The 26765-nt window shown below is 42.1% G+C and carries 38 protein-coding genes and 1 tRNA gene; 5 read left to right on the top strand and 34 right to left on the bottom strand.

Translation table 11 applies throughout. From position 1 onward, the window contains the following. Positions 1-13: 13 nt before the first annotated feature. The 30 genes from AB2Q86_RS00485 to AB2Q86_RS00340 all read right to left on the bottom strand — a co-directional run bounded on the left by AB2Q86_RS00485 (position 14) and on the right by AB2Q86_RS00340 (position 19694). Entirely contained in the window at positions 14-844 is an 831-nt protein-coding gene (locus tag AB2Q86_RS00485; protein WP_012582172.1) for a head maturation protease, ClpP-related, read from the bottom strand. After that, positions 841-2049 carry a phage portal protein gene (locus AB2Q86_RS00480; protein WP_012582173.1) on the bottom strand — a complete coding sequence of 403 codons (1209 nt, stop codon included), beginning with the start codon at positions 2047-2049 and terminating at the stop codon, positions 841-843. The genes AB2Q86_RS00485 and AB2Q86_RS00480 overlap by 4 nt, the downstream gene beginning before the upstream one ends. An 11-nt stretch (positions 2050-2060) precedes the next feature. After that, positions 2061-3707: a terminase TerL endonuclease subunit gene (locus tag AB2Q86_RS00475; RefSeq protein ID WP_012582174.1), complete on the bottom strand. Its 1647-nt coding sequence runs from the start codon at positions 3705-3707 to the stop codon at positions 2061-2063. After that, complete coding sequence (locus AB2Q86_RS00470; RefSeq protein WP_003768814.1) at positions 3694-4047, bottom strand: P27 family phage terminase small subunit; 354 nt, start codon at positions 4045-4047, stop codon at positions 3694-3696. Before AB2Q86_RS00470 ends, AB2Q86_RS00475 begins: the two co-directional genes overlap by 14 nt. Positions 4048-4169: 122 nt before the next feature. After that, positions 4170-4454, bottom strand: a complete 285-nt coding sequence (locus AB2Q86_RS00465) for an HNH endonuclease (RefSeq protein WP_231846847.1) — start codon at positions 4452-4454, stop codon at positions 4170-4172. A 24-nt stretch (positions 4455-4478) separates the two neighbouring features. Next, the gene (locus AB2Q86_RS00460) at positions 4479-4811 is read right to left on the bottom strand and encodes a hypothetical protein (protein ID WP_041176473.1); all 333 of its coding nucleotides are present in this window, start codon (positions 4809-4811) and stop codon (positions 4479-4481) included. Positions 4812-4948: 137 nt separating this feature from the next. Further along, a complete protein-coding gene (locus tag AB2Q86_RS00455; protein ID WP_012582175.1) occupies positions 4949-5491 on the bottom strand; it encodes a hypothetical protein in 543 nt (180 codons plus the stop codon). Continuing rightward, entirely contained in the window at positions 5491-5826 is a 336-nt protein-coding gene (locus AB2Q86_RS00450; RefSeq protein WP_041176603.1) for a nucleoside triphosphate pyrophosphohydrolase family protein, read from the bottom strand. Before AB2Q86_RS00450 ends, AB2Q86_RS00455 begins: the two co-directional genes overlap by 1 nt. A gap of 13 nt (positions 5827-5839) precedes the next feature. Further along, entirely contained in the window at positions 5840-7231 is a 1392-nt protein-coding gene (locus tag AB2Q86_RS00445; RefSeq protein WP_012582177.1) for a DEAD/DEAH box helicase, read from the bottom strand. Next, a complete protein-coding gene (locus AB2Q86_RS00440; RefSeq protein WP_012582178.1) occupies positions 7231-7509 on the bottom strand; it encodes a VRR-NUC domain-containing protein in 279 nt (92 codons plus the stop codon). Before AB2Q86_RS00440 ends, AB2Q86_RS00445 begins: the two co-directional genes overlap by 1 nt. Before the next feature lie 305 nt (positions 7510-7814). After that, the gene (locus tag AB2Q86_RS00435) at positions 7815-10253 is read right to left on the bottom strand and encodes a virulence-associated E family protein (protein WP_012582179.1); all 2439 of its coding nucleotides are present in this window, start codon (positions 10251-10253) and stop codon (positions 7815-7817) included. Between the two features lie 33 nt (positions 10254-10286). Beyond that, positions 10287-10469, bottom strand: a complete 183-nt coding sequence (locus AB2Q86_RS00430; protein ID WP_012582180.1) for a hypothetical protein — start codon at positions 10467-10469, stop codon at positions 10287-10289. Positions 10470-10685: 216 nt separating this feature from the next. Beyond that, positions 10686-11120 (bottom strand): hypothetical protein, encoded by a 435-nt coding sequence (locus AB2Q86_RS00425; protein ID WP_012582182.1) that lies wholly within the window; start codon positions 11118-11120, stop codon positions 10686-10688. After that, the gene (locus AB2Q86_RS00420; RefSeq protein WP_041176601.1) at positions 11117-11284 is read right to left on the bottom strand and encodes a hypothetical protein; all 168 of its coding nucleotides are present in this window, start codon (positions 11282-11284) and stop codon (positions 11117-11119) included. Before AB2Q86_RS00420 ends, AB2Q86_RS00425 begins: the two co-directional genes overlap by 4 nt. A 197-nt stretch (positions 11285-11481) precedes the next feature. Further along, a complete protein-coding gene (locus tag AB2Q86_RS00415; protein ID WP_012582184.1) occupies positions 11482-11853 on the bottom strand; it encodes a hypothetical protein in 372 nt (123 codons plus the stop codon). Then, positions 11854-12126, bottom strand: a complete 273-nt coding sequence (locus tag AB2Q86_RS00410; RefSeq protein ID WP_231846846.1) for a hypothetical protein — start codon at positions 12124-12126, stop codon at positions 11854-11856. After that, entirely contained in the window at positions 12123-12509 is a 387-nt protein-coding gene (locus tag AB2Q86_RS00405; RefSeq protein WP_012582186.1) for a YopX family protein, read from the bottom strand. Before AB2Q86_RS00405 ends, AB2Q86_RS00410 begins: the two co-directional genes overlap by 4 nt. A gap of 446 nt (positions 12510-12955) precedes the next feature. After that, positions 12956-13180 carry a hypothetical protein gene (locus tag AB2Q86_RS00400; RefSeq protein ID WP_012582188.1) on the bottom strand — a complete coding sequence of 75 codons (225 nt, stop codon included), beginning with the start codon at positions 13178-13180 and terminating at the stop codon, positions 12956-12958. A gap of 12 nt (positions 13181-13192) precedes the next feature. Continuing rightward, positions 13193-14830, bottom strand: coding sequence for a DNA polymerase (locus AB2Q86_RS00395; RefSeq protein WP_012582189.1), 1638 nt, complete (start codon positions 14828-14830; stop codon positions 13193-13195). A gap of 293 nt (positions 14831-15123) precedes the next feature. Beyond that, complete coding sequence (locus AB2Q86_RS00390) at positions 15124-15705, bottom strand: DUF2815 family protein (protein WP_012582190.1); 582 nt, start codon at positions 15703-15705, stop codon at positions 15124-15126. An 83-nt stretch (positions 15706-15788) separates the two neighbouring features. After that, complete coding sequence (locus AB2Q86_RS00385; RefSeq protein WP_012582191.1) at positions 15789-16970, bottom strand: DUF2800 domain-containing protein; 1182 nt, start codon at positions 16968-16970, stop codon at positions 15789-15791. Position 16971: 1 nt separating this feature from the next. Continuing rightward, positions 16972-17724: a hypothetical protein gene (locus tag AB2Q86_RS00380; RefSeq protein ID WP_012582192.1), complete on the bottom strand. Its 753-nt coding sequence runs from the start codon at positions 17722-17724 to the stop codon at positions 16972-16974. Next, positions 17721-17936, bottom strand: a complete 216-nt coding sequence (locus tag AB2Q86_RS00375) for a hypothetical protein (RefSeq protein WP_012582193.1) — start codon at positions 17934-17936, stop codon at positions 17721-17723. Before AB2Q86_RS00375 ends, AB2Q86_RS00380 begins: the two co-directional genes overlap by 4 nt. Next, positions 17933-18163: a hypothetical protein gene (locus AB2Q86_RS00370; protein WP_012582194.1), complete on the bottom strand. Its 231-nt coding sequence runs from the start codon at positions 18161-18163 to the stop codon at positions 17933-17935. Before AB2Q86_RS00370 ends, AB2Q86_RS00375 begins: the two co-directional genes overlap by 4 nt. Next, positions 18156-18494: a DUF3310 domain-containing protein gene (locus AB2Q86_RS00365; RefSeq protein ID WP_014588976.1), complete on the bottom strand. Its 339-nt coding sequence runs from the start codon at positions 18492-18494 to the stop codon at positions 18156-18158. The genes AB2Q86_RS00370 and AB2Q86_RS00365 overlap by 8 nt, the downstream gene beginning before the upstream one ends. Before the next feature lie 17 nt (positions 18495-18511). After that, positions 18512-18769: a hypothetical protein gene (locus AB2Q86_RS00360; RefSeq protein ID WP_012582196.1), complete on the bottom strand. Its 258-nt coding sequence runs from the start codon at positions 18767-18769 to the stop codon at positions 18512-18514. A gap of 5 nt (positions 18770-18774) precedes the next feature. Continuing rightward, positions 18775-19041: a hypothetical protein gene (locus AB2Q86_RS00355; RefSeq protein WP_012582197.1), complete on the bottom strand. Its 267-nt coding sequence runs from the start codon at positions 19039-19041 to the stop codon at positions 18775-18777. Then, a complete protein-coding gene (locus AB2Q86_RS00350; protein ID WP_041931062.1) occupies positions 19031-19315 on the bottom strand; it encodes a hypothetical protein in 285 nt (94 codons plus the stop codon). Before AB2Q86_RS00350 ends, AB2Q86_RS00355 begins: the two co-directional genes overlap by 11 nt. Further along, complete coding sequence (locus tag AB2Q86_RS00345) at positions 19308-19493, bottom strand: AlpA family transcriptional regulator (RefSeq protein WP_012582198.1); 186 nt, start codon at positions 19491-19493, stop codon at positions 19308-19310. The genes AB2Q86_RS00350 and AB2Q86_RS00345 overlap by 8 nt, the downstream gene beginning before the upstream one ends. Next, a complete protein-coding gene (locus tag AB2Q86_RS00340) occupies positions 19494-19694 on the bottom strand; it encodes a transcriptional regulator (RefSeq protein WP_371260533.1) in 201 nt (66 codons plus the stop codon). Between the two features lie 274 nt (positions 19695-19968). On the opposite strand from AB2Q86_RS00340, the gene AB2Q86_RS00335 reads away from it, so the two are divergent. The 4 genes from AB2Q86_RS00335 to xerC all read left to right on the top strand — a co-directional run bounded on the left by AB2Q86_RS00335 (position 19969) and on the right by xerC (position 22669). Continuing rightward, entirely contained in the window at positions 19969-20304 is a 336-nt protein-coding gene (locus AB2Q86_RS00335) for a helix-turn-helix domain-containing protein (RefSeq protein ID WP_012582200.1), read from the top strand. A 23-nt stretch (positions 20305-20327) separates the two neighbouring features. Next, positions 20328-20840: an ImmA/IrrE family metallo-endopeptidase gene (locus AB2Q86_RS00330; protein WP_014588975.1), complete on the top strand. Its 513-nt coding sequence runs from the start codon at positions 20328-20330 to the stop codon at positions 20838-20840. 19 nt (positions 20841-20859) lie between these two features. Beyond that, positions 20860-21408: a hypothetical protein gene (locus tag AB2Q86_RS00325; RefSeq protein WP_012582201.1), complete on the top strand. Its 549-nt coding sequence runs from the start codon at positions 20860-20862 to the stop codon at positions 21406-21408. Positions 21409-21490: 82 nt separating this feature from the next. Then, on the top strand, positions 21491-22669 hold the full coding sequence (gene xerC, locus AB2Q86_RS00320) for a tyrosine recombinase XerC (protein ID WP_012582202.1): 1179 nt from the start codon (positions 21491-21493) through the stop codon (positions 22667-22669). Between the two features lie 107 nt (positions 22670-22776). Here the strand turns inward: xerC and AB2Q86_RS00315 are convergent. Further along, positions 22777-22849: transfer RNA gene (locus AB2Q86_RS00315), tRNA-Lys, on the bottom strand. 87 nt (positions 22850-22936) lie between these two features. Further along, on the bottom strand, positions 22937-23893 hold the full coding sequence (locus AB2Q86_RS00310; RefSeq protein ID WP_012582203.1) for a 2-hydroxyacid dehydrogenase family protein: 957 nt from the start codon (positions 23891-23893) through the stop codon (positions 22937-22939). A gap of 130 nt (positions 23894-24023) precedes the next feature. Between AB2Q86_RS00310 and AB2Q86_RS00305 the strand changes: the two genes are divergently transcribed. Next, positions 24024-24662 carry a pentapeptide repeat-containing protein gene (locus tag AB2Q86_RS00305; protein ID WP_003740359.1) on the top strand — a complete coding sequence of 213 codons (639 nt, stop codon included), beginning with the start codon at positions 24024-24026 and terminating at the stop codon, positions 24660-24662. 21 nt (positions 24663-24683) lie between these two features. Here the strand turns inward: AB2Q86_RS00305 and AB2Q86_RS00300 are convergent, their stop codons facing one another. Both AB2Q86_RS00300 and AB2Q86_RS00295 read right to left on the bottom strand, forming a co-directional pair. Next, positions 24684-25736, bottom strand: coding sequence for a bifunctional transcriptional activator/DNA repair enzyme AdaA (locus AB2Q86_RS00300; protein ID WP_012582204.1), 1053 nt, complete (start codon positions 25734-25736; stop codon positions 24684-24686). Next, positions 25733-26506, bottom strand: coding sequence for an isocitrate lyase/phosphoenolpyruvate mutase family protein (locus AB2Q86_RS00295; protein WP_012582205.1), 774 nt, complete (start codon positions 26504-26506; stop codon positions 25733-25735). The genes AB2Q86_RS00300 and AB2Q86_RS00295 overlap by 4 nt, the downstream gene beginning before the upstream one ends. Between the last annotated feature and the right edge of the window lie 259 nt (positions 26507-26765).

Genomic DNA, 26765 nt, shown 5'->3' with positions numbered 1-26765 from the left:
ATTAAAAGCGCGTTCACTCAGACAATGCTTTAAAAGCATCGAAAAGTGGACTCGCCTTTGTTGATTTATTTGTTGCTTTATTTGTCGCTTTATTTGACGGCTCTAGCGAACGAAGTACATTACTATCTTGTATCTTAGCTGCGACCGCCATGACTAGTGCATCTAAGTCCAGGGATTGCTTGGCTGGTTCGTACTTGGTTTGCTCTTCTCTTGCTAAGCTCTCTGGTACATTTCTGAATGTATTCGTAACAGGGCTTTTCGCTAATGCTACTTGTTGTAACGGATTTGTTACTAATGTGGCAAAGCCTAGCTCATAAGCCTCCTGCCCCGACATCCACTTCTCCTCTGCCATCATGGACTCGATTTCGCTCACCTCTAAGGTTGTATGTGTCCTGTAGGCGGCGATGATAGACTGCTTACTTGCATCTAACGCGCGGATGGCTGACTCAAGGTCTGACTTATTTCCGAAAGCGCCGCCTGCCGGTTCGTGTATCATCATCTGTGCATTCGCTGGCATTTCAATGATATCCCCGGCCATCGCAATTACCGAAGCGATAGAAGCCGCCATGCCATCGATGCGGACATGGATTTGTGCTGGGTGACGCACTAACTGATTGTAGATAGCTTGCCCCTCGTATACGAAGCCACCGTTAGAGTTGATGTTGACGTAAATCTTGCTAACATCTCCCAATGCGTCCAAGTCCTTTTTAAAATCAAATGATGTGATGTCTGACTCGTACCACTGATATCCGTCTGCTACGATGTCGCCATAAATATCGATTTCAGCAGTATTCGATTCTGTATCTTTTTTAAAATTGAAACAAGAAAATTTCCGTTTTGTCATTCTTCATCACCTCCTTTCAAGTACTTATCAATCTCTGCGTAGTTCTTCGTAATAATATGCTCATCAGCCCAAGCCTCGTCAATTCGTTCTTTTCCGATAAACTCAAGCACATCGTTAACACTAAAGGCACCAATACGTACTAGAACTTCCATACTTCCCGCGATGTCCTTCAAATCAAAGGCTTTGATGCGGTCCGTTGAAATTTTAACGCAATTACCTGCTAAATATTCCTCTTTTGTAAATAGTTTTCTATTTAATTCGTTCTCAATCTGTTCGATGATAGGATTAATGCAGAATGTCAAAAAGTTATTAGTCATCTGTTCAATGTCCGCCACATCACCTTTTAGCAGACCGCGCGGGATATGAAACGCCATAGCGACGAGATCAATAACATCATCCACCGCGGCACGAATATCACGGCTACTGGCTTGATTCTTTGTATCCGAGCTGCTGAAATCATCTAGCTTTAGTCCCTCCTCTAGCGTAACTACGGAGTCTCCTTCGGCAAAAAAGTTCTTAAATCGGTTATTCATGAGGTCGTCGATTCGTTTATCTGCTTCTGATTCCTCATCACCTTCATTTTCGTACTTGTCAAACTCCTGGTCGAAAAGAGCACTGATGTTAAGCACAAGCTTTCGCGCATTCTTCCTATTATAGTTTTTAATAGAACCTGATATCAGTTTCCCATAGCTGTCGTAAAGGCCATCAATAGTCGCACGAATTTGCTTGTTGTTTAGCTCTAAAAACAGTACGTCTTTCTCATAAAAAGTACGCTGGAAAACATAATTGTTAGATTCGACAAATTGATAGTCATTTGACTTAACTGCATATTTATTTCGCTGATATGAGTCCGCAACCAGTAACTGCATATCGTCTGTCTGTACAACAAGAGCACCCTCATCGCTATATATGAGCTGTGAGACTAAATCATTTAAAAAGGCTGTTTTCGATTGATTTATGTTTGGCTCTATGTTGAGACTGTAGTAAGTTTCCCCTTTATGGACTTTACCATTTTTGAATGTTTTAAATTCGCACCTTGCTAATGTTTTCGCGATTAAGTTTACACTTGTTTGAACAGCTAATTGCTTGAAGTATATATTTGCTGTAACCTCTTCAATTAAGTAATCCATTCGCTCCTTTCGAGCTTCATATGAATTCTTTTTACTGCCTGTGCCCAGGCTCAGAAAAGCATCTAGTAATCCCAAATTATCACCTCCTAATAGCTGTAGCTTCGTGGTTTACGTCTAATACGTCTTACTTCTTTTAACTCCCCATCTTGCGTCAGTGCATGAATCAGCGCCATAAATCCGTCGTTCTTACGTTTCTCAGGGTCTATTTTTTCAAAGCTTACATTGCCTTTTGTATCAATATCCAAATAGGTATTATTTGTATACCAGCGCATCATCATGTCATTTCCGAAAACAAGTTTATGTTTAGCAAACAACATATCAACAAGGGGCAGCACTTTCGTGTGCGTCGTTTTCCCGTTTCGGACAATCCATGGCTCAAATCCGCGTGACGAAAGCTCAGGTTTCATGTATTGATACTTATAGTCATCCATGCAGACCCGCTGTATTCGATACTTACGAGCTTGCACTTCAAACCAGTCCGCCACAATGTCTGGCTCTATTGTTTCACCCTGCACGATTGTGCAGAGTCCTTGTTTTACCGCAGCCTCAATATCAAAATTAAACTTCTGAACGACTAAAGCCGAGGCGGGGATAAAGGTGTGATGTATCCAGTAGCGCTTATCTGCAACTTTAAAAAGCAATCCTACAGCGCAAAAGTCGCGCACGCGTGCGTAGTCTACGGCCCCTATGCAGTTCTGACCAACTAGTTCTGGCAGGTTTTGATTAGTCGCCAGTATGTTATCCCAAGTTGCAACAGCCGTCGCCAGGTTCTCAGTAGGACAGTTCATTCTCTTTGTCATGAACTCAACCATAAGAGAGGGTGTCACTTTTGCGGTCTCATACTCTTGCTCAACTTGAGCTCTGAGGTCACTGTTATAGCGCAGCATCGGGTTAGCTTTTTCCCAATTTCGCGGGTCGTGGACTTCCTCTGGGTCATCCAACTTACACATGAATGGGAATAGTTTCGAGTTCGGCAACTCACCACGAAGCACCATTTTTGCCCGCTCTTTTATATCGTCCAGAACGCTACCTCGGATATAGCCGTCGGTTGTCAGATAAAAACGACGAGCGAACGGAACTTTACCCAGCCCTGTAGTGTGAACATTGAAAGATTTGTATGAGTCGTAAGCGTGCGCTTCATCAAAGCCAACCGCGCCTGGACGTCCGCCATCTTTAGTTTTTGGATTTGAGGTTCTCGCTTTAATAGTTGAACCATTTTTCCGATTGCGGATTTCAGTCTTACTCCAGGAGTATCGGCTTTTCATAAATTCTTTATTGTTCTCAAGCATGTCTCGAATGTCTTTGAAGGAGGTCATCGCTTGCTCTTCTGACGTAGCTACGATGTCTACGTTATAGTTTTTGACATTATGATTTGACGTTGTCAGCTCAAACGAAGACTCAGACAGAATTGTATTTTTACCAAAGCCGCGTCCTGCATATATGAAATATTCGTTAAACATAAGCTCAAGCTCACCCTGTTCATTTCTTACAAAAACATAAGTGATGAAAGTTAGTAAGAACTTTTGAAAGGGGTATTGCTTAAGCTCGAAAAAACGCTCTGCATTTGCAAGAGCGTTATCAATTCGTTTATTATCCACAAAGGCATTAGGCGCATCTAGTTTAGCTCGGAGAAAAGGCATGAGGTCTTTCATTTCTTGTGAGCTAGGAACCTCCCCGCTATCTACCATATACATCCATTCCGATATCGCTGGATGGTACTTATACGGTATCATCTATATCCCCGCCTGTAACATCTGCTGCCGCCTCTGGATTCATGTCGAGATATGCGAGAATACTAAGCATTTGCTTATTGACTTTTTGCTGTTCTGGGACAGAGTCATTTTTCTTCATGCCGTGCATGCCTACTACAACAACTCCGCGTTCTGATATATCGAGCTCTAGCTGGCATGCGGTATCCCACAATGACATGTACTGCTCTACTATATCTAAGAAAGGCTCTCTTTTTGCATCCTTCACCTCTAAATGTTTCAAAAGTGAATTTCTGATTTTACCACGCCTTTGTTTGTAACTCTGTGATTTTGCTAAAATTTCCCAGCTTTTATTTTCTGCCATTTTTCTCACATCCTCTCACATGGGAATTTAAAAAGTTGGACACCCATGCCCCTTCCCCGTTGTTCGGTTTCCCAAAAATTTTGCCATTTGGTTTGACCGGGGGGTGTCTAACTTTTTAAAATTTACCAGCGCTCTTCGTTGGCGAATTTCTTTTTTTGTTTCTGTAGTTTTTCTGGATGTTCTTTGTTGTGATGCATCTTGCAGACGCAGACTAGGTTACTTAGTGTCAACGCTAGTTCTGGATGCTCTCGCACTTCTTTGATGTGATGAACAGCTTCGCATTTACTCTGACTACCTTCCAGCTTGCAGAGTTGACATTCATGATTGTCTCGCTCTCTTGCTTTTGCTCTTACCTTCTTCCACTCCTTGGAGTTGTAGAACCGAGTCATGTCATCTAGCAGTATCATTCGAACTATCTCCGCTGTTGTCATCTATAGCAATCTCGTGACATCTTTCGAAGTGTGACCGTCCCACTTAGGGGCAAACTCTAGCTCCATAGCATCAAAGATATCCCAGTAATAGATAGGATAGTGATATGAGAACTCCCCTTGTGCAGTTGTAACTCCTGCAATGAAGTAGCCATCATACATAGAACCATCCTCATGCTGCTTAGACTTCCAGCTATTAGTGGTAGCATTACAAATGGCGGCAAATAATATCATCCTGTGATAATATAACTCCTCAAATGTGTGTGAGCCATCTGATACTTTACCTTTTTCCTCTAATGATTGTATTGACTTATTGATTTCATCTACTGAATTCATCCTAATGCACACCTGCCTACAATAAAAAGCCCAGCGCACGAAGCACCAGGCTCTTTCTATTAGTCTTATTTATCTTACAATATCATAGTAGCATATAAGTTGTGCCCATTTGGTGCCCAAAAAGTGCCCAGTTAAGGCTATCGTTTAAATATATCAGAGACTCCATCGAGGCCAAACATTAGTACACCCAGTACCTCAGAGGCTTTGTTAATCTCTTTGTATACTGTTCTTCTGTCTATGTTATACTTCTCGCTTACTTTCTCAGCTGTTAACTTCTTAGTATTAAGATACATATCTCTAACTATTTTAAATCGACGGCTGTCCTCAATGGTTCCGTTGTTACAAGCTATCTCGTATGTTAACAGAACGTTGTCAACGTATTTCATCATCAGTTCTGTCTTGATTTCTGTATCCGATAGTGACTTAATGTCTAACGCTTTCCCACCCATGAGATTTAAGAATGGCTCCAGTATCGTCAAATCCTTCACTACTTCATCACAATATAACTTTAGGTTGCGATAGTTCTTTAGCAGTAGTTTGACATTTCGTAGTCGCCAGCTGTGGTCTTTCTTCTGCTGTTCCTTTTGCAGCCTGCTGTACTCTTCTGTAGCTGTCTTCGTAGCCATTGCTGTTACTATCTCAAGTTGTTTCTTACTCAACCCAAACGCCTGTTTACTCATTAAGCATCTTCCTTTCTATTGATGCTGTCTTTCTCACTAAACCCATTCGGATATCTAGCTTCTAACTTCGTCACATTGTTCTTTGCTATCTCTTCTAGACTAATCCCCAGTATTACAGCTAACTGAGAAACGTACCACATTACATCGCCAAGCTCGGATATTAAATCCTGTCTATTCAGTTCGTGTCCATGAAAGGCGTGCTTTTTGATTATATCAGCTACCTCTCCTGCCTCGCCTGCTGCCCCCAATGCATAATTTAGCAGACCCATTGTGTCTCCTTCACCGTGCGCTATATTTGTTCGCATCGACTTTCGCTGATATTCATTTAAAGTCATTTCGTTGTTCACGCTATCTCCACCTTTCATCTCTTTTAACCTTCTCCAGTCTTGCTTTAACCGCCTCAAGTAATGCGTCTTGCCCAACTTTCTTACTGCTCAATGCCTCGATAACCTTCTCGTCTAAGGTATCCTTTGCAACTATGTGATGTACTATCACAGATTTTTTCTGCCCCTGTCTGAATAGCCTCGCGTTAGCTTGTTGATATAGCTCTAAGCTCCACGTGAGCCCAAACCATACAACGATATGTCCACCATCCTGGAGATTCAGTCCGTGCCCTGCACTCGCTGGGTGTGCTAGTAGCACCCTGGTCTTACCTGCATTCCATTTTCTGATGCTTCTTGAGTCTTTTATTTTCTCTGGTTTATATTGCTTTAAGTGATTTAGTATTCGCTTCTCGTCATGTTTATAGCTGTAGAAAACCAGAACCGGTTGCCCTACACTCTCCTCTATAATGTCTGCTAAAGCTTCTAGTTTCTTATTGTGTATTTCTTGATACTCCTGGTTTTCATCATAGATGGCACCGTTGGCTAACTGCAGGAGTTTATTAGAGAGTACCGCTGCCGAGTCTGCAACCACGTCAGAATGCTCGAACTCTAGCAGGAACTCCTTCTCCAGCTCTGAATACTGCGCTCTCGCTTTACTAGGCAGTTTAATAGATATTGTGTTATCAATTCTCTCTGGCATTTCCAGCCAATCTTCGGCTTTCATACTTACACATATATCGCTAATGTGTTGGTGTATACGGTCCTCTGCTCCATTCTTTAGCCGCCACTCAAATATAACATGCCCGTTTCTTGCGCCAGGTGTGAAGTACTTATCTAGATATGCTCGCTTAGTTTTACCTAAACGTTCTCCGCGGTCTAGCAGATATATTTGAGGCCATAAATCTAGCAACGTATTTGGCGCTGGAGTACCAGTCAAGCCTACGAGTCGTTTGATTTTCGGCAGTACTTTTCTCAATGCTTTAAATCTCTGTGATTTGCTGTTTTTGAAACTTGAAAACTCATCAACTACGACCATATCAAAATCCCAGTTTTTCCCTAGATGGTCTACTAACCAAGCAAGGTTCTCACGATTGATAACATAAATATCCGCTCTTTGATTTAAAGCCTCCTTGCGACATTCAGCAGGCCCTAAAATTTTAGAAACTTGTAAGAAAGCTGTGTGACTCCATTTTTCCGTTTCACGACTCCATGTATCTTCTGCTACACGAAGTGGTGCTATAACTAGCACTTTGTTAACCTCTAACAGGTTATACATCAGTCCTGCTATGGCGGTTAAAGTTGTCACTGTTTTTCCCATCCCCATGTCTAAAAATAGCCCACATTTAGGGGATGCTGTTATTTTATTAATTGCGTACTCCTGATAGTCATGTGCTACGAATTGTATTGTCTCATTCATTAGTCAGCACCAAAATGGCTCATTAGATTGTCTACTTGTTCCTTTGTATCCACTGCATAATGCAGTAGCCCTTGCGCTTCTATTTGTGCCTTCCGTTTCTCTTGCAATTTTCGCAATTCCTTTTTTGGTGCCTTTGTTTCCACAAACACGATACGTCTATCAAGCATCACGATTCTGTCTGGCACTCCGCGTGTTCCTGGACTTGTGAATTTCCAGCACAAGCCGCCGCGTTTGTTAACTTGCTCTCTCAAATATTTTTCTACTTTTGACTCTAGCAATCGGCCACCTCCAATGTATCAATTTCACATTTAAAATCAAAAGTGTCAACAAAAAATAGGTGGTTTTATCTTATATACGTGTATAGGCCCATCGCGCCTTCCTAATACACCTAAACTACTCTTATATATAGAAATATTGTTGCTTTGTTGACACTAAGCCTTAACCACTACGGGCAGTAAGCTTTTACCCGTCAACAAGAGGTGTCAACAAAGCAAAATCTTGTTGACGGGTAAAAAGACCCACATTGTTGACACTTGATAAGTTCGTTGACACCTTTGTTGACACTCGTTTTTCACAAACTTCTTTACTTCGCTAAAGTAATCCTAGTGTAGGCTCGCTGCCTTCCGTACAATTTACCGAAGCGTAAAACTCCTTGATTATCTTTCCAGTTTTCTATGTTACGAAGTGCATCATTTATCTCACGCGCTTTCTGCTTCGTTAACTGTTTTGCGTCGCCATCCATTAACTCGCACCAAATTTCCATGGCGCAAATCTTGTCTCGCAGCACTAAGTCATCCCGCTCGACCTCCTCGAAGTCCTCTCCCCTTAAAAACGCCCTTCTTGCTGGCGCATTCCAACTACTCCAGTCGGCAGGCACAGGAGTTTCGAGATACTCACGGATGAGCCCCTCTAAGACATTAGACTCTGTAAACTTAGCTTGTTGCATTCTTGCTTGATTCTCCATTTCACCTTGCAGATACAACGCTTCCCCTTCTTTATAACGGACAAAAGCCTCCGCCCAAATTTGGTCCACCTCATCTTCTTTCAAGTCCGTAAATACTGACTTTTCACCAAACCCATGAACTTCTACAGGCCAGAAACGCCGATTACCTGTTCCATCTCGCAGAAAGGTGTTATCGTTTGTTGTTGCTATGAAAATGCATTGTCTGGGAAAGCCCTGCACATTCTCACCATACGCTACGCGGAAGCGGTCTTCTCTTGCTGATATAAATGCTTTAGCTTTCTCTACTTCTGTTTTATTCAATGCGGATAGCTCACCTAGTTCCATAATCCAGTAGCCTTGCAGCAACTCGTAGGCTGATTTACCGTGTAAGTCCTCTAAACTATCTGAATACCACTCCTTACCCAGTTTATCTAGCAGTGTGCTTTTACCAATGCCTTGCGTCCCAGTTAACGTAAGGACTTGATCAAATTTGATTCCGGGCACAAGCACCCTGGCCACAGCGGCTGCAAACGTCTTGCGAGTCACAATTCTCGTATATTCCGAGTCCGCTGCACCAAGGTAATCAACCAAAAGTGTATCCAGCCGCTCTTTTCCATCCCACTCCAGTCCACTCAAATACTTCCGAACTGGGTGAAAACGTTGACGATGCATAACCTCCCTGAGCGCATCTTTGATTTTATCCTTACCACTAATCTGATAAACGGACTCTAGGTAATTACGCAAGGCGCTATCGTCCAAGTCGTTCTTTTCATCTACCTTCTTCGTGGTTTTTCTCCAAGGCACATTACCAAGAATGGACATTCGGTAGTTAAATTCGTTGTAGCCAAACTTCCCTCGCAGGTTTGGGTCATTCTCTAAAATTCGTAAGATATTCGGAGCTGTGGACTCCACTTTGCCATTTCGATTGAGGGTTAGTTTCTTCATCCAGCTCTTATCTACTTCTTCGCTTTCCTCATCCACTTCGTCCAGCATGTCTGCAAAATCTTCTAATGCACTTGTAAGCGAGGACTCAACTAGATGCTCTTTGACACTGTCATCATTTCTTGCAAAATCGGCCATGGCCATAAATGAAGGCAAGCGATTAACCGGAGTTCCTTCTTGCGCGTCATCATCCTGTGCGCCAAATTTGTGGATACGCACTAAATCAAAAGCATTTACCAGTTTTTCGGAAATAGGGTCGGTGCCATGATGGCTATAAGCAAATAGCCCATTTTCATATAGCACCAATCCACCTGCCGTGCTTCCATCGGCGTATGTGTAACGCCCATCCCCGGTAGGCTCATATCTATCTGGCAAAAACGCCTCAATAGCATCTTGAATCATGTAAGTTTTACAAAATGCTCCAACGATACCAGGTTTCTCTAACGGATTACCTTGCCTATCAGCCAGTTTTTTGCGTGCATTTTCACGTCTAGATGACTCTGGCCAAAATGACGGGTCTGTCCAATCATCGTACCGGTCCAGCACCTTATCCGGGTCAAGCCAAGCGCCATCCTGGTAGTGGAACTCAAATGTGCCATCTTTCGCGGTGCTTGGCCAGTACATTAAACGATGAGGCTGATAAGTCGTATCGTCAAATACATCGATATCCAAATCAGCTGCAATCCTTCTACTAACCGCTTGGTATTCATCTGGTGTAACTGCTCTCGTCAGCGGGATAACTACCCGCAATCGCGGCTTTGCATCAGTATGCTTATGCGTTGAGTAAACAGCACAAGCAAAGTTGTAAAACAGCTCTATCTCTTCCCAGAGCCCCGGAGCTGCAAAATCGGCATCTAGCGTTATCAATTGACGCCATTTTACGTTTTCGGCTTTTCGACGACCTTTTAGCAATGTACCACCTACGAACCCACCAACATCTTTTATCACAGATTGCTCTGCTTTCGACATCTGCAAGTATTCGTCGATAGTTTCTTTCGTTCTTGTCGTCTGACTTATTTTCTCCAGTACTTTTTGCCATGAAGTTTCTTTGTTCTTCCAGGCCTTTTCTTTCCGGCTTTTTCCGACTGCTAGAGTCAGTTTGCCATCTGCGGAGATAGCAATATCTTTCGCATTCAATTACTAACCTCCTTTCTTAAATCAAAATAGGGCTCAGATGCTAAAAGCTTTAATTATTTTGTTGCGTAACTCCTCATCAATCCACACGCTAGTAACTTCGCGTGATTTCTCAGCAGTGAGTGAGAGTAAATGAGCCTTCATAATAGGGCTGTATCTGATTTCAATATCCGCTCCATCCAGATTGTTGTACTGCTCTTCACTAAGTCTTAACTCCATATACCTAGAACCTCCTTCCACACATTGGACAGAAACTAATGGATACGAACATGTGGTAGTCATCTCTACTATAGTTGTCATAGTAGGTAAAACTAAGGTCATTGTCTTCATCAATCTTAGCCTCTGCTCCATTAGTTCCATCAATTTCGACACATCTTTTATCTAAATCATCTGCACAGAAATAGCATTCTACGTTCACGATTTTGCCAATGCTACTCATCGTACTACCCCGCGCTCTTTATAGACATCATCTGCGTTTTCTAATTGCCCTGAGTACACTAAAATGACTTTTCTCCATGCTAGGTTGTTCCAAATTTTAGTAGCTTCTTTTTTCAAATATTCCGCATCAAGGGTGTTATCACGATAAGAGACCCTTTCTCTAAGAATTTCTAACCCCACATGTTCATCAAAGCTTTTGACGTATGGGCGGTATTCTCCATTGCCTAAGAGTAAATCTTTCGAGGTTCGGCTGTATATATAATCAATGCTTACTTCCGGTAAACATCCAGCAATATAAGAGACGCCACCAGTAATGCCACTAATAGTGTCATCATTATCTGTCATCGTAATGACGGGTAAATCAGGGTTTTTTATAATTAAATCTGCTAATTTTTTCATTTCTATTCTGTGTTGTACGCTTACTTGTTTCATTCTGCCACCTCTTTCCGAAGTACGTATTGTACAAGCCCGCCTATCTGCTCAATATTATCTCCCACATAAGTAGCTGTCAGGATTTTCCATCCGTCATCAAGAAGCTTAATAAGCTCTTCTCCCTTATCGGCAAGAAAACCTACCTGAACTATTTTATGTCTCATTCTGTCACCTCTCTGCGGCACCTTAAGAACGGGAGCAGGAGGAAGTAGCTTATCTTCAGTAATCCAAATTATTTCCGTATTTCTGGCATAGTCAATTTGATAGAATATACTATGACCGGTGTCTTCTATCTCAGTTACAACACCTTGTGTTAACTCTCCTTGTTGAATAAACTCCACTTTGTCGCCTTCTCTAAATCTCATGCTCTCTCCTCCACCTCGCTAATGTCTAAATTCAAGAGTCTTGCAACTTCAATAAGCTGAAAATAACTATATTTGCGATAGTCAGTAGTTCTTAATTTAATCGCAAGTTTATCTGCTTTCCTTCGATTCCTTGCACCTTCTTCGCTTCTATACCAGTCATACTCTTCGCCAGTTCCAAGCAGCGTATCAGAGTCCGGAAAATGTTTTACAGAACACTTAATTTTAATTTTGTACGATTGAGCATAGATATATTTGTTACCAACACTAGTGACAGTTCTGCAAATTATCCGTTCTGTATCTCTCCTAAGTCCGCGGTACACGCCGTAGACTCTCTTGTTAATTAGTGCTTCTTTTAGAATTTTTGTCATTTAACTAAGCCTCCTTATAGTTAAACCGAATGGCGTTTCTATATTCACTAATTCCACCATCTCCTCTATAGATTTTGCAGTGTAGATAATTTCCTTAGTGAGAGCCTTCTCTTTCTCAAAATGATGCACATTGCCCAGACGTTTCAAAAGAGAGATTTTTAAATGGTCCAAGTCCGTATCTTCAATAATGTATCTGTTAAAGACTTTTTTAACGCTATTCATATGCGCGAATAATTCGACAGAGTAGGTCCCTATTTCAGTGAAGACCATCATTTCCACCACCCCGGAAACAGCTCTGGATTATCCTGCATATTTCCTATGACCTCATGCCGCGAAGCGACGGCGTAACTTTCATTAGTGTTTCTATGACCGAGCCTGTAATCTGACGTCTCTAATACAACGACAAAGCCCGCTTCTTGGATAAGATAAGCAATGTATCCTATCTGGCCCTTAGAGTTAATAACTATGTCTCCTTCAAAAATCTTCTTACCATTCTTATCTTTCAAGCCAATGTATTGCATCCAAACCAGTTTTTCTTCTGCTTCTAAACGGAATTGTTCGTTAATTGGTTTAGTTTGCCACATTTCTATAACTGACGGATTGTTATCCATTTCTTCTACCTCTTTATCCCAAACTCTATACTCAATCCCCCTCATATCTCAATTTTCCCCTTCGTGAAAAACACAAGTTCTGGCAATTCCTCAAGTCGTATTAAGCACGTTGAACATTTAACAATGTCTTTAGTATCCATAATCCACAACTCATCAAAGCTACCTTCTAAAATCATTCTTGCAGCTTCTTCATTTGTAATCTGTATATAACACTCCATTTTTTTTTTTTAAAACCTCCATTAGACATGGCTTCTTTGTTCCTCCCACTCGTACCTAATCACTTGAATCTCCGAGGTTTTTACTAAGTAACGCCTCTCGTTACTCAGACACGTAGCAATCAATAGCTTATGACTAAGTATCTTGTCTACTCTCAAAACTGTGTTTTTTGCAAGCAACACACTGACCAAGCCATCTGCACTCTGTGTGAGAGTGCTAGAGATAGTCTGAACCCTGTCGCCTTTCTTAATTACATTCACTCTCTCGCTCACCCCCTATCTGTAGTCTTGGCCTCCAGAACGACGAGGCGCATGCTTTTGCATCTTTAAATCATAGTCAAGTTGATAAGCAATAACGTCAGCAAGGATGGCATTAAGCTCTGCAATAGAAGCATTTAATATCTTTTCGCTGATAGTGTTTGCGTATCCGCTGCTATGCACTTTTACTGGTGCAAGCTGCTGATAAATCGTATTTATTAATTTCTGTCTTTCACCTACCAAGGTCAAAACCTCCTAATCCTTCATATAGAAATCAGATGAGAACCCATCACCTTGAAGTGGTAAACCGGGAGCCCACGAGATCGGCTCTGCAAGTATTGCATTAAGCTTATCTACAGAACTCTCCGACTCTTGCACTTCCGTGATAGCTTCATCGTGAACATGCATAACTGTGTCAATTCCTGTGTCTTCAATCCGACGTAGTGATATAGCAAGACAATCCCGCGCAATTGCTTGGACAATGTTCTCGACTAATTTCCCGCCGTATGTGTACTGTTTCCGCCAGCCTTTGTCTGTGACACCTTCGTAGCAAATTTGAGGTCCATATTTCCCAGGCACAAGTTTAGCTCTGAAATACGCTAGGTTTCTACCACTTGGTAATTTAATGAATAGGATGCCAGCCTCATAATAGAAAGTAAGCCCTTTGTATTTCTGGCTCTTACGAGTAGAGATAGCTAGTTTTGCGTGCTTCTCAACGCCGCGCCATAAGCTAGTAATCGCAGGACTTGCTTTTCTCCATGCATCCACGATGCCTTGTAGCTCATTCTCTTTCAAGCCCATCTCAAGTGCCCCCATAGCGATAAGCGCATTCACTCCGCCGTTGTATCCCAAGGCGAGCTCTGACACTTTGCCCTTTTGGCGTAAGTTTTTGTCCACCTCTTCAATTGGAATGTGGAACATCTGAGAAGCCGAAGCCTCGTATATCTTCCCGTGACTGTTAAATACATCTAATCGCCACTGCTCACCTGCGAGCCACGCAATAACACGTGCTTCGATGGCGCTAAAATCCGTAATGTCGAAAGTGTAGCCATCTTCCGCAATAAAAGCGGTCCTAATAAGCTGAGAGAGCACGTCAGGCACATTGCTATACATCATCTCAAAAGCTTCATAATCACCCGCTTTCAAGTCCTTTCTAACCTCTGCTATGTCTTTGATGTAATTTCGCGGAAGGTTCTGAACCTGGACCAGACGACCAGCCCACCGGCCAGTACGGTTAGCTCCGTTGAACTGGAGCAGGCCCCGCACACGTCCGTCATGACATCTTGCATGTTGCATTTTTTCGTATTTCTTGATGCTTGTTTTTGACATCTCTTGACGTAGTAAAAGCATTTCGCGTACATCTTCGTCAAGGTCCTCATCTGCGAGTAATTCTGATACCGAATCTTTATTTAAACTGCTCACTGGATAGCCCATATCAGCCAGCCAGTCTTTTAGTTGTTGCACGGAGTTCGGATTTTCTAACCCTGTTAAACCCTTCGCTTTCTTACTAAGGCTAGCCTGATACCTCTCTTGACATGCAATGGCATGCTTCACAAGGTCAACATCAATCCTAACTCCTTTGTCAGCTATGCGCTGGTCCAATTCCCAGTTTCGTTGCTCGTCTTCTGGGAAAGGGAACTTAGCAATTTTTTTAGCGATTGAACGCTCTACTACTACATCCTGCCTACAATACTCGATGAATTTGGCCCATTTTTCTGATGCGTGCTCTGGGTAGTTTCGTGTCCGACCACCATTCGCTTTAGTGGGCTTGCAAGGCATACAGAAATATCTTATAAGCGCTTTACCTTCGTTGTCTTTCTCCTGTGCAAGTCTGAGCGCTTTGGACATCATATCAAGGCTAGCTGGCAGTCCTAAAAGCGTGCCATGGACCATCGTACACTGCCACTGCTCCGGAGGCATTTTGCGATTGTAGTATTTTGCAAGACATGTCCTTTCAAAGTTTGCGTTGTGTGCTGTTTTAAGCACTCTACGGTTATTAAGGTCCTCGAGCACGGTGTCTGGGATTTCATCAATTGTTAGGTCTATGACTTTCACAGGCTCATCGTCGTATGCATAAGCGAAGAGGAGGATTTCAAAATCTTCACTCTCCGTATATGCGTATGCACCACAGTTCTTTATATCACGCCCTGAGTAAGTCTCAATGTCAATCCTCAGAACTTTTTGGCTCATAGGTCATCTTCGTCCTCGTCATCATCATCGTCAAAGTCATCATCGTAATCGTCCAAATCATCGTCAAAGTCATCCTCTGCACTCACAACCGCAAATCCAAGCGGCTCTCCATCTTCCAGGAATAATAGATTATTCAGACCTACAGCAATGCCTTTACTGCCATTACTGTTGTAAGGGAATAAATCAATGCTTGCGCGACCGTAGCAACCACTATAAAATTCCTCAGACGTTAGCTCTTTTCGTTTTTTATTAATGACACCGGGCTGACGTTTGCTATTCGCATTTACAAAATAAGTGCCCTCAAATTCTTCCATGTCCTCGCGCTCTTCGTCTCCATCTCGAAGCGGTGTTTTTAAACTCTTTGGAGCTTTACCATTCTTACCGCCCCATATGTTGATGGCCTCTTTACTTTCCTTAATTTCAGCAATTGCGTTCTTAATAGCTTTCAGGGTCTTTTTATCGGTCTTGTCAATAATCAAGCAAACACTGAAACGCTTCTCTTGCCCTTCTTCACCTGCCCACGGCTCAAACACGTGCACATAACTAAATCTAACTTTCCCTGTTTTCACTTTTACCATTTTTCTATCGACTCCTCTAAAATATATTGGTCTATCATTGTTCAACATTTTTTCTACTTGCCAGTCTGCAATATCACCCATTGTTAATCCTCTAAATCATCTGCGAAGTCATCTGCCGCATCTGATTTCAACTTAAGTGCTTGTCTTCTATCGGTTTCAACTACAAGCGCCGGTTTACCAGCTGGCTTTTCAATTAAATCACCAAGTATCGCACTAACTTGTTTTTTGCCAATCAGCTTCTCCATGTCTGTAAGGCTAATGAGCTTTTTACTGAGCAGTTCTTCTTCTGAGTACCCCTCTAGCTCCATCATAGCCTGCACCATTTCTGCATCTGCATATCTTCTATTACTACGCCCCTCAACAAGCTTCCATCCCGGAAATTCGATGCCCCTTGACTCTGCCTCCTTTAGCGCAAAGCTTTTCACATCCTCGACCCAACTTTTCAGTTCAGCAACTTGGCCAAGAACCTTTGCGATTTCATCGGGTTGCAACAGGCGTGGGTCTTTGAAGTCATAGCTCGTTAATGCGAGATTTGCCTCAGCTCGAGCTTTGCAGATACTACGGGCTCGGCAGAATTTGCACCAAGGCCCTGGGTTAAGTTCTCCTTTTCCCGCATCTGCAAGTAAGGCCGCTGGCTTTACGACGTTCTCTGCCCAATCGAGTAAATCGGATACCTCCATCTCGAATTCGGTCACATCATCAAGCCTTGGCTGCACGATAGTCATACGCACGGTATGCAAGTCATAGTCCAGCTCAAACGCGTTATAAGCACCAAGACCATACAACATGAGCTGGCTATTCTCTTCTGCTGAAACAGGAACGCCCTTGCCATACTTCAAATCTATAATCTCAACAACACCATTGCCTACGATGACGGCATCACCTGTGCCGAAACCACCCCTCGCATAGTCGGAATAGTCCAGTTGTTGCTCAATAGAAAGAACTGCATTTTTATCTGCTGCATGAGCCTCTTGGAATTTCTCAATCACGATAGTTGTGTACACTTCTACGTGGTCAATCATCGAAGCATCATATAAACTATTTTTCTTTAAACGGTTTAGCTTTCTAGCATATCCCGCTTTAGTCACCTCATCATTAAACTTTTGCAGCAGCAACTCAGCAAAACTATGTGCTAATGTACCTTCTTGGGCGAAAACACCGCCATTTTTCTGTTCTGGAAACTTTGCCTCAAGCGCAATAGACGGTGTGCAATTCAGCCAGCGACTTGACCCTGACGCAGATAGTTTCGCGTGAATTTCAGGCATTTTACAAACCCAGCTCCTCTTTTAATTCTTTGACCTCAGCAGCAAAAGCAGGATAGTCTTCCTCTTCTAACGCGGCTAATGCTTCGACACCAAACATATTCCGCAGAAGTCTCTTAACTGGCTTATTCTTTTTAGCTTGGACGAATGGGCGAACTAGCACACGTAACGAGTCAAGCGTGACCTCTTCTTCGCCTGACTCATCCTTCTTAGGCTTGGTTTTTTTACTAGGCTTATTTTCGGAAACTTCTTCTTTTTTGGATACTTGGCTAAGTCCGAACTCTTTTTCGCGCTCATCTAGCATCTCGATAAAGCCCTTATAATCAGCAGGTTTTAATTTATTCAGAGCAGCAACTTTAAAACCAGTCACCATGACAAATTTCACTTGTACATTTTTAGTACCACCCTCAAATCGGGAAACTGCTCTTTTCACATCCGCAAGTTTGAGTTGTTCTTCCTCTTCCTCTTCCTCTTCCTCTTCTTCTTCTTCTTCTTCTTCCTCTTCCTCTTGCTCTTGCTCTTCTTGCTCTTCTTGCTCTTCTTGCTCTTCTTGCTCTTCTTGCTCTTGCTCTTCTTGCTCTTCTTGCTCTTCTTGCTCTTCTTGCTCTTCTTCGCTAAGCCCCTCCACCTTAACAGGTGCCTCTGGCTCAGCTAGTAACTTAGTAGGCCCTTCCTCTGTTCCTGACATAAGCACTTTTAAAACTCGTTGTAGCTCCAAAGCGTCCTCTACTGATTCAATATCAAAAGTTAATTTCATCTATAAACCTCCACTTTTCTTTTTATTAGTTTCACTTGTTTTACCGGAATTACAAACCTGTCATGTGTTGCGTCTTCTACTAATAGCCCTTCATAACCGCCATACAGGCTACCTCGAATAACTGCAAGTACGTAGCAATGCTGCCCCTCTATAGTACTTGCCTCTAATCCGCTTCTGTCCTGCACCTCAACTGTATCGCCTACCTCAATCATTTACTTTTAGCCCCTAATCGTGTTAGACTATGCTTAGATATTAATTTCTGTATGCTCGTTTTCGAAGTTGCCGCTTCGTTACGGGCTTTTTTCATGCTTTCAATTTGACCACCGCCTTTCAGCTTCTTTACTGCATCGCTGTACCCTACCCAGTAACAAAATATCGCAAGTAAAATGAGTGCAAAGGAGATAGTAACTAAAGCTTGGATTGCATCGCTCTCACTCATTCTCAGAACCTGCCTCTCGGGTAAGCCTATTTTGCATGTCTTGCAAACCTGCTTCTAGTACATCCTGTTGTGTCAATAGCTCCTGAATCTCTGCATGTGATTTAAAAGGCTGGTTAGTATCAAAAGCAATTAAGTAATCTAGATACCACTGAGCTTTTTCTAAATCCTCAATACCATTTTTCAGCTTCTCTCTAGTGACGTACTTCAATATGCAGCCTTTGAGGTAGCCCCTAAACTCTTCGGTGGTTAACTTTGCTCTCATAACGTCGATGGTTTGCATAGCGCCCTGTCGGTAGTGCGCTGGGTTCACATTATCCAGCTCGTTTTTCATGTCTGCACCTCTCTTTATCAATCATAATTTTTAATCTCTTCTAGCTTTTCAATCAGTTGTTCATTCGTTAATTCAAGCAAAATATCTTTTATAGATTTTTTTCCGTCATCACACTTTACTAGTACGAGAGATACAAAATTAGAATCCAGTTTTTCTATCACCCTTGCTTGATAACTGTTTTTAAAACTATATGCAGTTAGCTTTATACCGTTATCACTTAGCCTTATTTTTTCTGTGATGTATTCTTCGTACTCATTTGCGATTGTTTGCGCCACCCTACTTACTCTCCTTTCCAGACTTCCAGCTCTGCCTTCAACTCTTCAATTAACAGCTCTAGCTCTAAAATGCGCGAACTTTGCTGGATTGCGAGCTCTGTGTTAGTGATTAACCAAGTGCCATATTTAGTGGCGAAAAGCACAGCAAGCTCTTTCGTTAAAACCTTTCTGTTTTTTGTCTGAGATGCGTACCTAAAAGCTTGTAATTCATGCTTCGCATTATTCAGTTTCTCAGATAGTACATCCAGCTTTATAAGCTCCTCACCTGTCATGTGTAAACCCCTCCATGTCCTGCAAGTCTCCATCCCACGCGTTAAACTGGTCGATGAGCTCTTGCTCCTCTGGAACTCTTTTACTAGCAGCTACTCGCTTCGCATACTCAATCTTGAAGTGCTCTACCGCATCTCGTAATGAGTCAAAGGGTCCCCAGCTTCTTAAAAGGTCCCCATGCGCTAGCTCATATCGAAGCGTGAAGTCTGCCGTTCTATAAAAAACCACTTCCATTCCAGATGTTAATTTTTTCATCATCACTAAGTGTCTAGCCATTATTAGCCTCCTCCTCCTTCTCTCTCACCCATTCGTCCACTTGAGAACGGTTGAATAGTCTAACACGTCCGTTTATTTGCTTGCTAGGTAGTTCTGCATAATTCGCCCACTTATAGATTGTAGGACGAGATACACCAAGATAATCTGCAACCTCTTGAGCTGACATGGTCTCTTTCATCTAAATAACCTCCTTGTCAATTTCAAGTAATTTCGTAATTTGATTTTTGATGTCTTCTACTTTTTTACCGCTGCGATTTTCATTTAAGATATCGGATAAGTACGTAGGTGAGATACCAATTGTTTTAGCAAGCTCTGCTTGGCTTATACCTCGACGGATAAGCGCAATCTTGACTAGCTCTTTCAGTTTGTGCACAGGCATCATGTCATCTCCTTTCTCGTTTTCTATACAATCCGCTAATTTAATCCGCTAATGTTGACACATTCTATATAAGGTGATAGAATATGGACATAGCTAAATACGCCTACAATAATGCCATATCTGCTGGGGAGCTCGATATTTTGGCTTTTGTTTGTTGTGCTATTAGCGTATTAAATTAGCTTATACGAGAAGTATACTAGCCATCTGGATAGATGTCAACATTTTTCTACACATTTGGATAGAATTATTTTTCGTGAGCGCGAAGGTGGTTGCAATGTCTACGTTTGACCGAATAAAAAAATTGGCAGAAGAACAAAAAATCCCGATTTCTGAGTTAGAAAGAAAGCTAGGGATGGGACAAAACTCTCTATATAAATGGAAAAATCAGAAGCCCACAATTGAAAAACTGCAAAAGGTCGCAGACTTCTTTCATGTTTCAGTTGACTATCTACTGGGAAGAACGAATATAAAGAACCAACTAGATGCACTTGACGATGCTCAATTTTTAGATGTTGATGGACTAACTGCTGAGGATATTGCTAAAGTGGAAAGTGTTATCGCGAAACTAAGAGAGGCACAACGTACAATAGATGAACTAGAAAACAAGTAGCCGAGAAATGAGATGAGCCGTTAATGTATTATATGAAACACTACAAACCGACCATGACCGAGCTTCGCATGTCTGAGAGTATGAAGAAGCACGGAATCACTAAACCAACGCAACTAGATACAGAGAAAATACAAATTGCGTACAATGTTTTAGTGATGGAAATGGACTTCCCTTCCGCAGCATTCGGCGCTTTTGGGATTGTGCTGTCACGCGGATTACGCGGAGAGGATTACAAAAATGCGTTTTTTCACGAGTTCGCGCATTGGCTGGAACACGCCGGAAATCAGCTACAAATGACTAGACAGCAAAAACTAATGCAAGAGCAACAGGCTGAACAAATGAGCATGTACTTGCGCATTCCCTTTCATATGCTGAATACGATAGACTTTTCCTCTGAGGACTGTATAATAGAGATATCTGAGACTTTCAACGTTCCTCTGGAGCTCGCAGGACGACGCTTAAAGAAGATTAAAGATAACGTCTTGTGTCATAGCAACAGTGAGGCGTATCTGCTCAGAGAAAACAAAATTATATAGATACGAGGGAGAGAACGGAATGAAAAGGATGCTAACCCTAGCAGTACTGTGTATAGCACTAGTACTAACTGGCTGTGGCACAGATTCAGTAAAAGAAGATGCTAAAGACACAGCTGGTAACAAAAAGAACAAAGTGACAGCAGCATCAACGCTTGATAGCTTTGTTAACGCGGATATACCTATGTACAAGAATGTGGTTTTTACTGAGGAGACAGACCCAAACGAACTACTCGGACGGCCTAACTCCTATATAGCCAAAATCGATTTTAATGATAAATCTGCAATTGACAGAATCGCTACAAAAAATATCGAAGACTTAGGCTTAGAGGAATCAGACAAGGGTGACCAAATACAACAGCTTATCAGTGACCGAACTGGTGGAACGATTGAAGAGTTTAAAACGGAGAAGGACCTTCAAAACAGGCTAGAGTATCTACAAGACTTACCAGTTAAGTCAAATGTTGATAACGAATATCGTTACAGCAGTGGCAAGGTTCTACTCAGAATTGACTCAGCCCTGACACCTAGCGAGGCAGAGAGGTATGAAAAGGCCTTTCTGAATCAGTAGACTAGAAAAGCTCTGAAAACAGGGCTTTTGCAACCCAAAAACCGAACATAAGTTCTTATTTTGAAAGGAGGTGAAATAAAAAATGGCAAAGAAGAAGCGATATTTTGGGACAATTGAAAAGCTAAAAACAGGCTGGCGAATGCGAGTAACCGTCGGATATAATGAGAAGGGAACACCCATCCGCGTTCCGCGATTTACTACTACCAAAAATGCAGCACAGCGAGAAAAAGAGCTTGCAGCATTCATCGACGAATTGGAAAAAACAGGCTATACAGCACCCTCTAATCTCACCTTTCGAGAATTCGTAGAGACGGAGTGGCTAGTGAAACATGTTCCTGCAAATTTATCTTATGATACGGGACATGACTACTACGAACAAATAAAACGCAGAATTTACCCGGTTCTTGGTGGAGTAGCCTTATCGAAAATTACAACTCTGCAAATAGTGAATCTAATAGATGATTTACAAAAAAGTGGGAAACGATTAGAAGATAGTGATAATAAGCGAGGCGTAAAAGATAAACCACTTAGCGCGCACTCGATACGTAATATCTATTATGCACTGAGTTCAGTTCTTGAAGTCGCGAGAAAATGGAGAGTAATATCCATCAATCCCGCAAAAGGTGTAGACCTACCGAGCAGAAAAAAACGCGCCCACACTATCTATCAGGGAGAATCTCTTGAACAGATGTATGAAGCACTCAAGACTGAGCCACTCCAGTTTCAAGTAATGATATATATTGCTGTAGTAACAGGCTGTCGCGAGGCTGAACTCGTAGCCCTTGAAAGAAAACATATAGACGAGCTTTCCAATAAAATACTTTTTGAGCAGACAATAATAGATGTTGTTGGTGAAGGTGTAAGAGTTGTAAGTGATACAAAAAATAGCGTTTTTGGGAAAGTAGATATACCACAATGGCTGACGGATTTAATAATACAATACTTACAAGACGTTGAGCCTGGCACAGGCGCATGGACAGGTCATCATTTCTTATTCGCTGATGAAACTGGAAAACCAAAACGTCCTGATAGCGTGTATCAGCGCTGGAGGAGGTTCATGGAAAGGCATCATCTTCCACGCATCCGATTTCATGATTTGCGACATACATCTGCTACTTTACTCATATCACAAGGAGAGCACATCAAAGTTGTTCAAGAAAGACTAAGACATAAATCAATGATAACCACTGCCGACACCTATGCACATGTACTACAAGAGACACATAAGAAAGCAGCGGAATCATTCAAGAAACCATTTTAAGCTGCTCTACCCACGCACTACCCACGAGAGCTTTTTTATCATCTATGCACAAATAAACCAGCAAATAAAAACCGCATAATCCCAACGGATTAAACGGTTTTCCAATATGGGTTGTGAGGGTTTCGAACCCCCGACCCGCTGATTAAGAGTCAGCTGCTCTACCAACTGAGCTAACAACCCGTTGTCGTGTTCCGACAAAAAATATTATACCATAATTCAGCGATAAAACACAGCCACAGCCACTCGCTGCGGCTATATTTTTCGGTATTAATAAACAGAATGTAGTGGTGCTTTTCCTGCTAAGACAGCTTCGACATTTGCAATAGCGATTTTGCCCATTGCTGCGCGTGTTTCCACGGTTGCGTTTCCGATATGGGGTGTTAAAACGACATTATCCAGTTTAGCCAAATCCTCGCCAATCTTAGGCTCGAACTCAAACACATCCAGCGCAGCGCCGGCGATAACGCCTGCTTCTAATGCCTTAATCAGTGCAGCTTCCTCCACAACAGGACCGCGAGCAGCATTGATCAAAAAGGCACTCGATTTCATCGTTTTCAGTGTTGTTTCGTTCAGCAGATGTTTCAAAGCAGGACTGTATGCCGCATGAATTGTCACAACATCACTGCGCTTCAATAAGTCTTCCTGGCTCACAAACTCTGCATTCCATTCTTTCGCCACTTCTTTCGGATGGTGTCCAGAATAAATAATGTTCATTCCAAAAGCAGCCGCACGTTTTGCGACAGCTTGACCGATTCTTCCTAATCCAATAATTCCGAGCGTTTTGCCACTTAATTCAGTACCTAAAAAGAATGTTGGTGCCCAGCCTTTGAATTGCTCGGGGGTTTCGCGGCACAATCGGTCGCCTTCTGAAATTCTCCGCGCTACGTCTAAAATTAATCCAAGCGTTAGTTCCGCCGTTGCTTCCGTTGACACATCTGGCGTATTGGTCACTGCAATGCCTAATTCTTGCGCTTTTTTTACATCGATATTGTCAAAACCGGCACCAATATTCGCCACGATTGTAAGATTTTTTGCCGATTCCAATACTTTTGCCGAAATTGGGGAAGAAAGCGGGCAAATAATCGCATCCACTTCCGTTACATTTTTTATTAACTCTGCTTCTGTAATATTTTCCTCACCCGAAAAAGCTTTAACGTCCCATTTGCTAAGAGCTTCCATCGTTTCTGGTAGTAATTTTCCTGCCACAAATACGCTCGCTGTCATCACGTTCACTCCTCAACCGCCATTTTTATTCTACATTCATTGTAATCCGTTTTTTATGAAAGGTAAACGATTTTCCGCTCCTTTTCCTAGCAAAATACGGTATAATGAAAGCGGAAGTGAGGTCGATATAATGAAAAAAATTACTGCGCCGCGGATTCCTGATGGGGATTTGACGGTTTATCCGAATGATACATATTTTATTGAAGATATTGGAGAAGTTAGTGAGCAAATCTTTAGAAAAACGACGCTAACCGGGGAAATTTTCGAGCATTTTCATTTAGAAACGATTATTTTTGATGGTTGTGTTTTTGATTCGGTTTCTCTTGTAAGTGCGAATTTGACTGATGTTGTATTTAAAAATTGCGATTTATCGAATTTAGATTTAATGGGCGCAATTATTCACCGAGTTCGTTTTGAAAATTGTAAATTAATTGGTGTTAATTTTAGCGATGCTACGCTTAGAAATTGCGTTTTTGTTGATTGTTACGCGGATTATGTTGCCTTTCGTTATGCTAACTTGAAATGGGTGGCATTTGAGGCGGGCGCGTATACTAATAGTGATTTCAGTGGAGCTCAACTGGTCGATACGTATTTGGAACGGCTTGATTTGAATAAAGCGCAGTTTTTAAATTGCGCGCTAAATGGTGTTGATCTTAGCTCATGTATTTTTGAGTCTATCACTGCAATGCCGCAAGATTTGAAGGGTGTGAGCATTGATTTTTCGCATGCTCCTGCTTTGATGCCGTTGTTTGGAATACGGGTTAAATAATTGAAAAAAGATGGTTCCGCGTTACTTTGGAACCATCTTTTCATGTTTAATTAGCCATTCTTTTCGGGCAAGACCGCCGCCGTAGCCTCCTAATGCTCCGTTAGTATTGATTACACGATGGCACGGGATGATGAGGGATAATTGGTTAGCCCCATTTGCTCTTGCCACAGCTCGACTCGCTGTTGGCCGTCCTAATTTTTCTGCTAGACCTTTGTACGAAATCGTTTCGCCTATCGGAATTCGTCGCAGTTCATTCCAGACACTCTGTTGAAAATCTGACCCGATATAGCGAATCGGTGTTTTAAAATCAATCAACTCTCCATTAAAATATCGCGCTAATTCGGCTTCTATTTGTTGAATTATTACTGTTTTTTCAGGTGTAATAGCCGCGTTTAAGCGCATTCGTAATTTTTTAATTTCTGTTTCCAATCCTTTTCGATCAACAAATTCCAGAAGCAATAGACTTTCATCATCAGAAATTGCGAGCATTGATCCAAGTTTAGTTTCAAGCCAAGCGGAGTATAAAATGGTGATATCTTTTGATTTATGAGGAACCTCCCCCATCGTTTTTGAAAAAGCATCTCGGAAACCATTTCCAGACTCATAACCACTTTCAATTTGCGCATTAATGATCGAATTTCCACCCCGAATATGCTTAAAAGCAAGACCGAGGCGCCGCGAACGCGCATACTCAATAAAAGTCATCCCAAACTGCTTCTTAAACTGGCGCCGCGCTGTATTTGCGCTAATGGATAATTCATCAAAATCTTTATCAGTCCATTTTTTCTCCGGATTTTTCTCAATTGCATCAACAAGTAACTTCACAGCTGGAGACAATTTCGTCGGATTGGAGAGCGGTTCACAACGCTTGCAAGGCCGGTAAGATGCAAGTAGCGCCTCCTTGGCTGTACTGAAAAACTCACAATTTTCTTTTAAGGGTTTCTTCGCTGGACACGTTGGACGACAAAGTATTCCCGTCGTTTTCACTCCAACAAAAAATACGCCTTCATAATTCGAATTTTTCTCCACTAACATGTCGTAATATTTATCAATATCCCGCTGATTCGTTATCACAAGGCTTTCCCTCCTTCGAAAATCCGCTCAACTTCCTGCTGAATCGCTAAATTAGCCTGAAAAAAACTAAACGGTCCATAACTGATTCTTTTCACACCGATTTTTTGTAATTCCTCGTTTGAGAGCATCCCGTCAATCCTCATGACATTGACCGGAAGTGGTGATTTCTCAACAAATGCGCGAATTAATTTTGGTGATAACAGCCCTGGAATGAAAATAGCATCCGCGCCGGCTTCTTTATAGGCATTCGCTCGGCTAATCGCTTCTTCCACCAAGTCAGCCGTCTCATCCCGCCCTTGGAAAAAGACATCAGTACGCGCATTGATAAAAATTTCCGTGCTCATTTTCGCCGCCGTTTCTTTGATTGTCTTGATTTTATCACATTGCTCCTCACTACTGCATAACCCCGGATTTGTATCGCCAATAAGCTGATCTTCCAAGTTCACACCACAAGCACCAATCGCCAGCAACCGCTCCACATTCTGAGCCAGTTCCTCCAAATTTCTGGCATATCCAGTCTCTATATCCACCGTTAGCGGCAAACTCACATTCTCGGCGATGCGCGAAATAACTAAAAACATTTCGTCAAAAGTTAAATGCTCCCCGTCCACAGCGCCGAGTGACTCAGCAATTGCATAACTGCTTGTCGCTATTACTGGTGCTCCGCCTTGTTGGATGGCTCTGGCAGAAGCGACGTCCCAGCAGTTGTAGAGGATTAGTGGGGTGGGGAGTTCGTGCAGGGATTTTAGTTTTTTAAAGTTTTTTGTCATTGGTTTCAACTCCATTTGTTAGGATGGGGTTAGTATAGCAGGTGTAGGGGATGGGGGTGCGAGGAAAATTAACATGGATGTTTTTTTGAGGCCGTGGTTATTTAATCTCTTGTGTTTTGTACTTTTAGTTCGCGTTTTTCTTCTATACTTTTCTTTCAGTGACTCAGAAAATCTCACTGCTATGCTTATAGCATTTGAACTAAAAAACTCTTTTCATATCTCAAAATCCTTATGTATATTAAGTGGCCTAAGTTTTACT

Origin of the sequence: Listeria monocytogenes (assembly GCF_041765605.1) — a bacterium.
GTDB classification, from domain to species: Bacteria; Bacillota; Bacilli; order Lactobacillales; family Listeriaceae; genus Listeria; species Listeria monocytogenes_D.
Note: the sequence above shows the minus strand (reverse complement) of the source record. Positions and strands in the feature narration are given on the sequence as shown.

What these genes read in the sequence shown, in the direction of transcription:
- AB2Q86_RS00410 (WP_231846846.1), bottom strand. Translation starts at nt 12,126, where the DNA reads ATGATGGTCTTCACTGAAATAGGGACCTACTCTGTCGAATTATTCGCG.
- AB2Q86_RS00305 (WP_003740359.1), top strand. Translation starts at nt 24,024, where the DNA reads ATGAAAAAAATTACTGCGCCGCGGATTCCTGATGGGGATTTGACGGTT.
- AB2Q86_RS00455 (WP_012582175.1), bottom strand. Translation starts at nt 5,491, where the DNA reads ATGAGTAAACAGGCGTTTGGGTTGAGTAAGAAACAACTTGAGATAGTA.
- AB2Q86_RS00370 (WP_012582194.1), bottom strand. Translation starts at nt 18,163, where the DNA reads ATGAGTGAGAGCGATGCAATCCAAGCTTTAGTTACTATCTCCTTTGCA.
- AB2Q86_RS00485 (WP_012582172.1), bottom strand. Translation starts at nt 844, where the DNA reads ATGACAAAACGGAAATTTTCTTGTTTCAATTTTAAAAAAGATACAGAA.
- AB2Q86_RS00390 (WP_012582190.1), bottom strand. Translation starts at nt 15,705, where the DNA reads ATGGTAAAAGTGAAAACAGGGAAAGTTAGATTTAGTTATGTGCACGTG.
- AB2Q86_RS00450 (WP_041176603.1), bottom strand. Translation starts at nt 5,826, where the DNA reads ATGACTTTAAATGAATATCAGCGAAAGTCGATGCGAACAAATATAGCG.
- AB2Q86_RS00335 (WP_012582200.1), top strand. Translation starts at nt 19,969, where the DNA reads ATGTCTACGTTTGACCGAATAAAAAAATTGGCAGAAGAACAAAAAATC.
- AB2Q86_RS00415 (WP_012582184.1), bottom strand. Translation starts at nt 11,853, where the DNA reads ATGACAAAAATTCTAAAAGAAGCACTAATTAACAAGAGAGTCTACGGC.
- AB2Q86_RS00445 (WP_012582177.1), bottom strand. Translation starts at nt 7,231, where the DNA reads ATGAATGAGACAATACAATTCGTAGCACATGACTATCAGGAGTACGCA.
- AB2Q86_RS00425 (WP_012582182.1), bottom strand. Translation starts at nt 11,120, where the DNA reads ATGAAACAAGTAAGCGTACAACACAGAATAGAAATGAAAAAATTAGCA.
- AB2Q86_RS00380 (WP_012582192.1), bottom strand. Translation starts at nt 17,724, where the DNA reads ATGAAATTAACTTTTGATATTGAATCAGTAGAGGACGCTTTGGAGCTA.
- AB2Q86_RS00460 (WP_041176473.1), bottom strand. Translation starts at nt 4,811, where the DNA reads ATGAATTCAGTAGATGAAATCAATAAGTCAATACAATCATTAGAGGAA.
- AB2Q86_RS00310 (WP_012582203.1), bottom strand. Translation starts at nt 23,893, where the DNA reads ATGACAGCGAGCGTATTTGTGGCAGGAAAATTACTACCAGAAACGATG.
- AB2Q86_RS00430 (WP_012582180.1), bottom strand. Translation starts at nt 10,469, where the DNA reads ATGGAGTTAAGACTTAGTGAAGAGCAGTACAACAATCTGGATGGAGCG.
- AB2Q86_RS00365 (WP_014588976.1), bottom strand. Translation starts at nt 18,494, where the DNA reads ATGAAAAACGAGCTGGATAATGTGAACCCAGCGCACTACCGACAGGGC.
- AB2Q86_RS00350 (WP_041931062.1), bottom strand. Translation starts at nt 19,315, where the DNA reads ATGGCTAGACACTTAGTGATGATGAAAAAATTAACATCTGGAATGGAA.
- AB2Q86_RS00475 (WP_012582174.1), bottom strand. Translation starts at nt 3,707, where the DNA reads ATGATACCGTATAAGTACCATCCAGCGATATCGGAATGGATGTATATG.
- AB2Q86_RS00405 (WP_012582186.1), bottom strand. Translation starts at nt 12,509, where the DNA reads ATGAGGGGGATTGAGTATAGAGTTTGGGATAAAGAGGTAGAAGAAATG.
- AB2Q86_RS00345 (WP_012582198.1), bottom strand. Translation starts at nt 19,493, where the DNA reads ATGAAAGAGACCATGTCAGCTCAAGAGGTTGCAGATTATCTTGGTGTA.
- AB2Q86_RS00465 (WP_231846847.1), bottom strand. Translation starts at nt 4,454, where the DNA reads ATGATACTGCTAGATGACATGACTCGGTTCTACAACTCCAAGGAGTGG.
- xerC (WP_012582202.1), top strand. Translation starts at nt 21,491, where the DNA reads ATGGCAAAGAAGAAGCGATATTTTGGGACAATTGAAAAGCTAAAAACA.
- AB2Q86_RS00395 (WP_012582189.1), bottom strand. Translation starts at nt 14,830, where the DNA reads ATGGTCCATGGCACGCTTTTAGGACTGCCAGCTAGCCTTGATATGATG.
- AB2Q86_RS00420 (WP_041176601.1), bottom strand. Translation starts at nt 11,284, where the DNA reads ATGAGACATAAAATAGTTCAGGTAGGTTTTCTTGCCGATAAGGGAGAA.
- AB2Q86_RS00375 (WP_012582193.1), bottom strand. Translation starts at nt 17,936, where the DNA reads ATGATTGAGGTAGGCGATACAGTTGAGGTGCAGGACAGAAGCGGATTA.
- AB2Q86_RS00385 (WP_012582191.1), bottom strand. Translation starts at nt 16,970, where the DNA reads ATGCCTGAAATTCACGCGAAACTATCTGCGTCAGGGTCAAGTCGCTGG.
- AB2Q86_RS00470 (WP_003768814.1), bottom strand. Translation starts at nt 4,047, where the DNA reads ATGGCAGAAAATAAAAGCTGGGAAATTTTAGCAAAATCACAGAGTTAC.
- AB2Q86_RS00325 (WP_012582201.1), top strand. Translation starts at nt 20,860, where the DNA reads ATGAAAAGGATGCTAACCCTAGCAGTACTGTGTATAGCACTAGTACTA.
- AB2Q86_RS00330 (WP_014588975.1), top strand. Translation starts at nt 20,328, where the DNA reads ATGTATTATATGAAACACTACAAACCGACCATGACCGAGCTTCGCATG.
- AB2Q86_RS00340 (WP_371260533.1), bottom strand. Translation starts at nt 19,694, where the DNA reads ATGCCTGTGCACAAACTGAAAGAGCTAGTCAAGATTGCGCTTATCCGT.
- AB2Q86_RS00295 (WP_012582205.1), bottom strand. Translation starts at nt 26,506, where the DNA reads ATGACAAAAAACTTTAAAAAACTAAAATCCCTGCACGAACTCCCCACC.
- AB2Q86_RS00355 (WP_012582197.1), bottom strand. Translation starts at nt 19,041, where the DNA reads ATGACAGGTGAGGAGCTTATAAAGCTGGATGTACTATCTGAGAAACTG.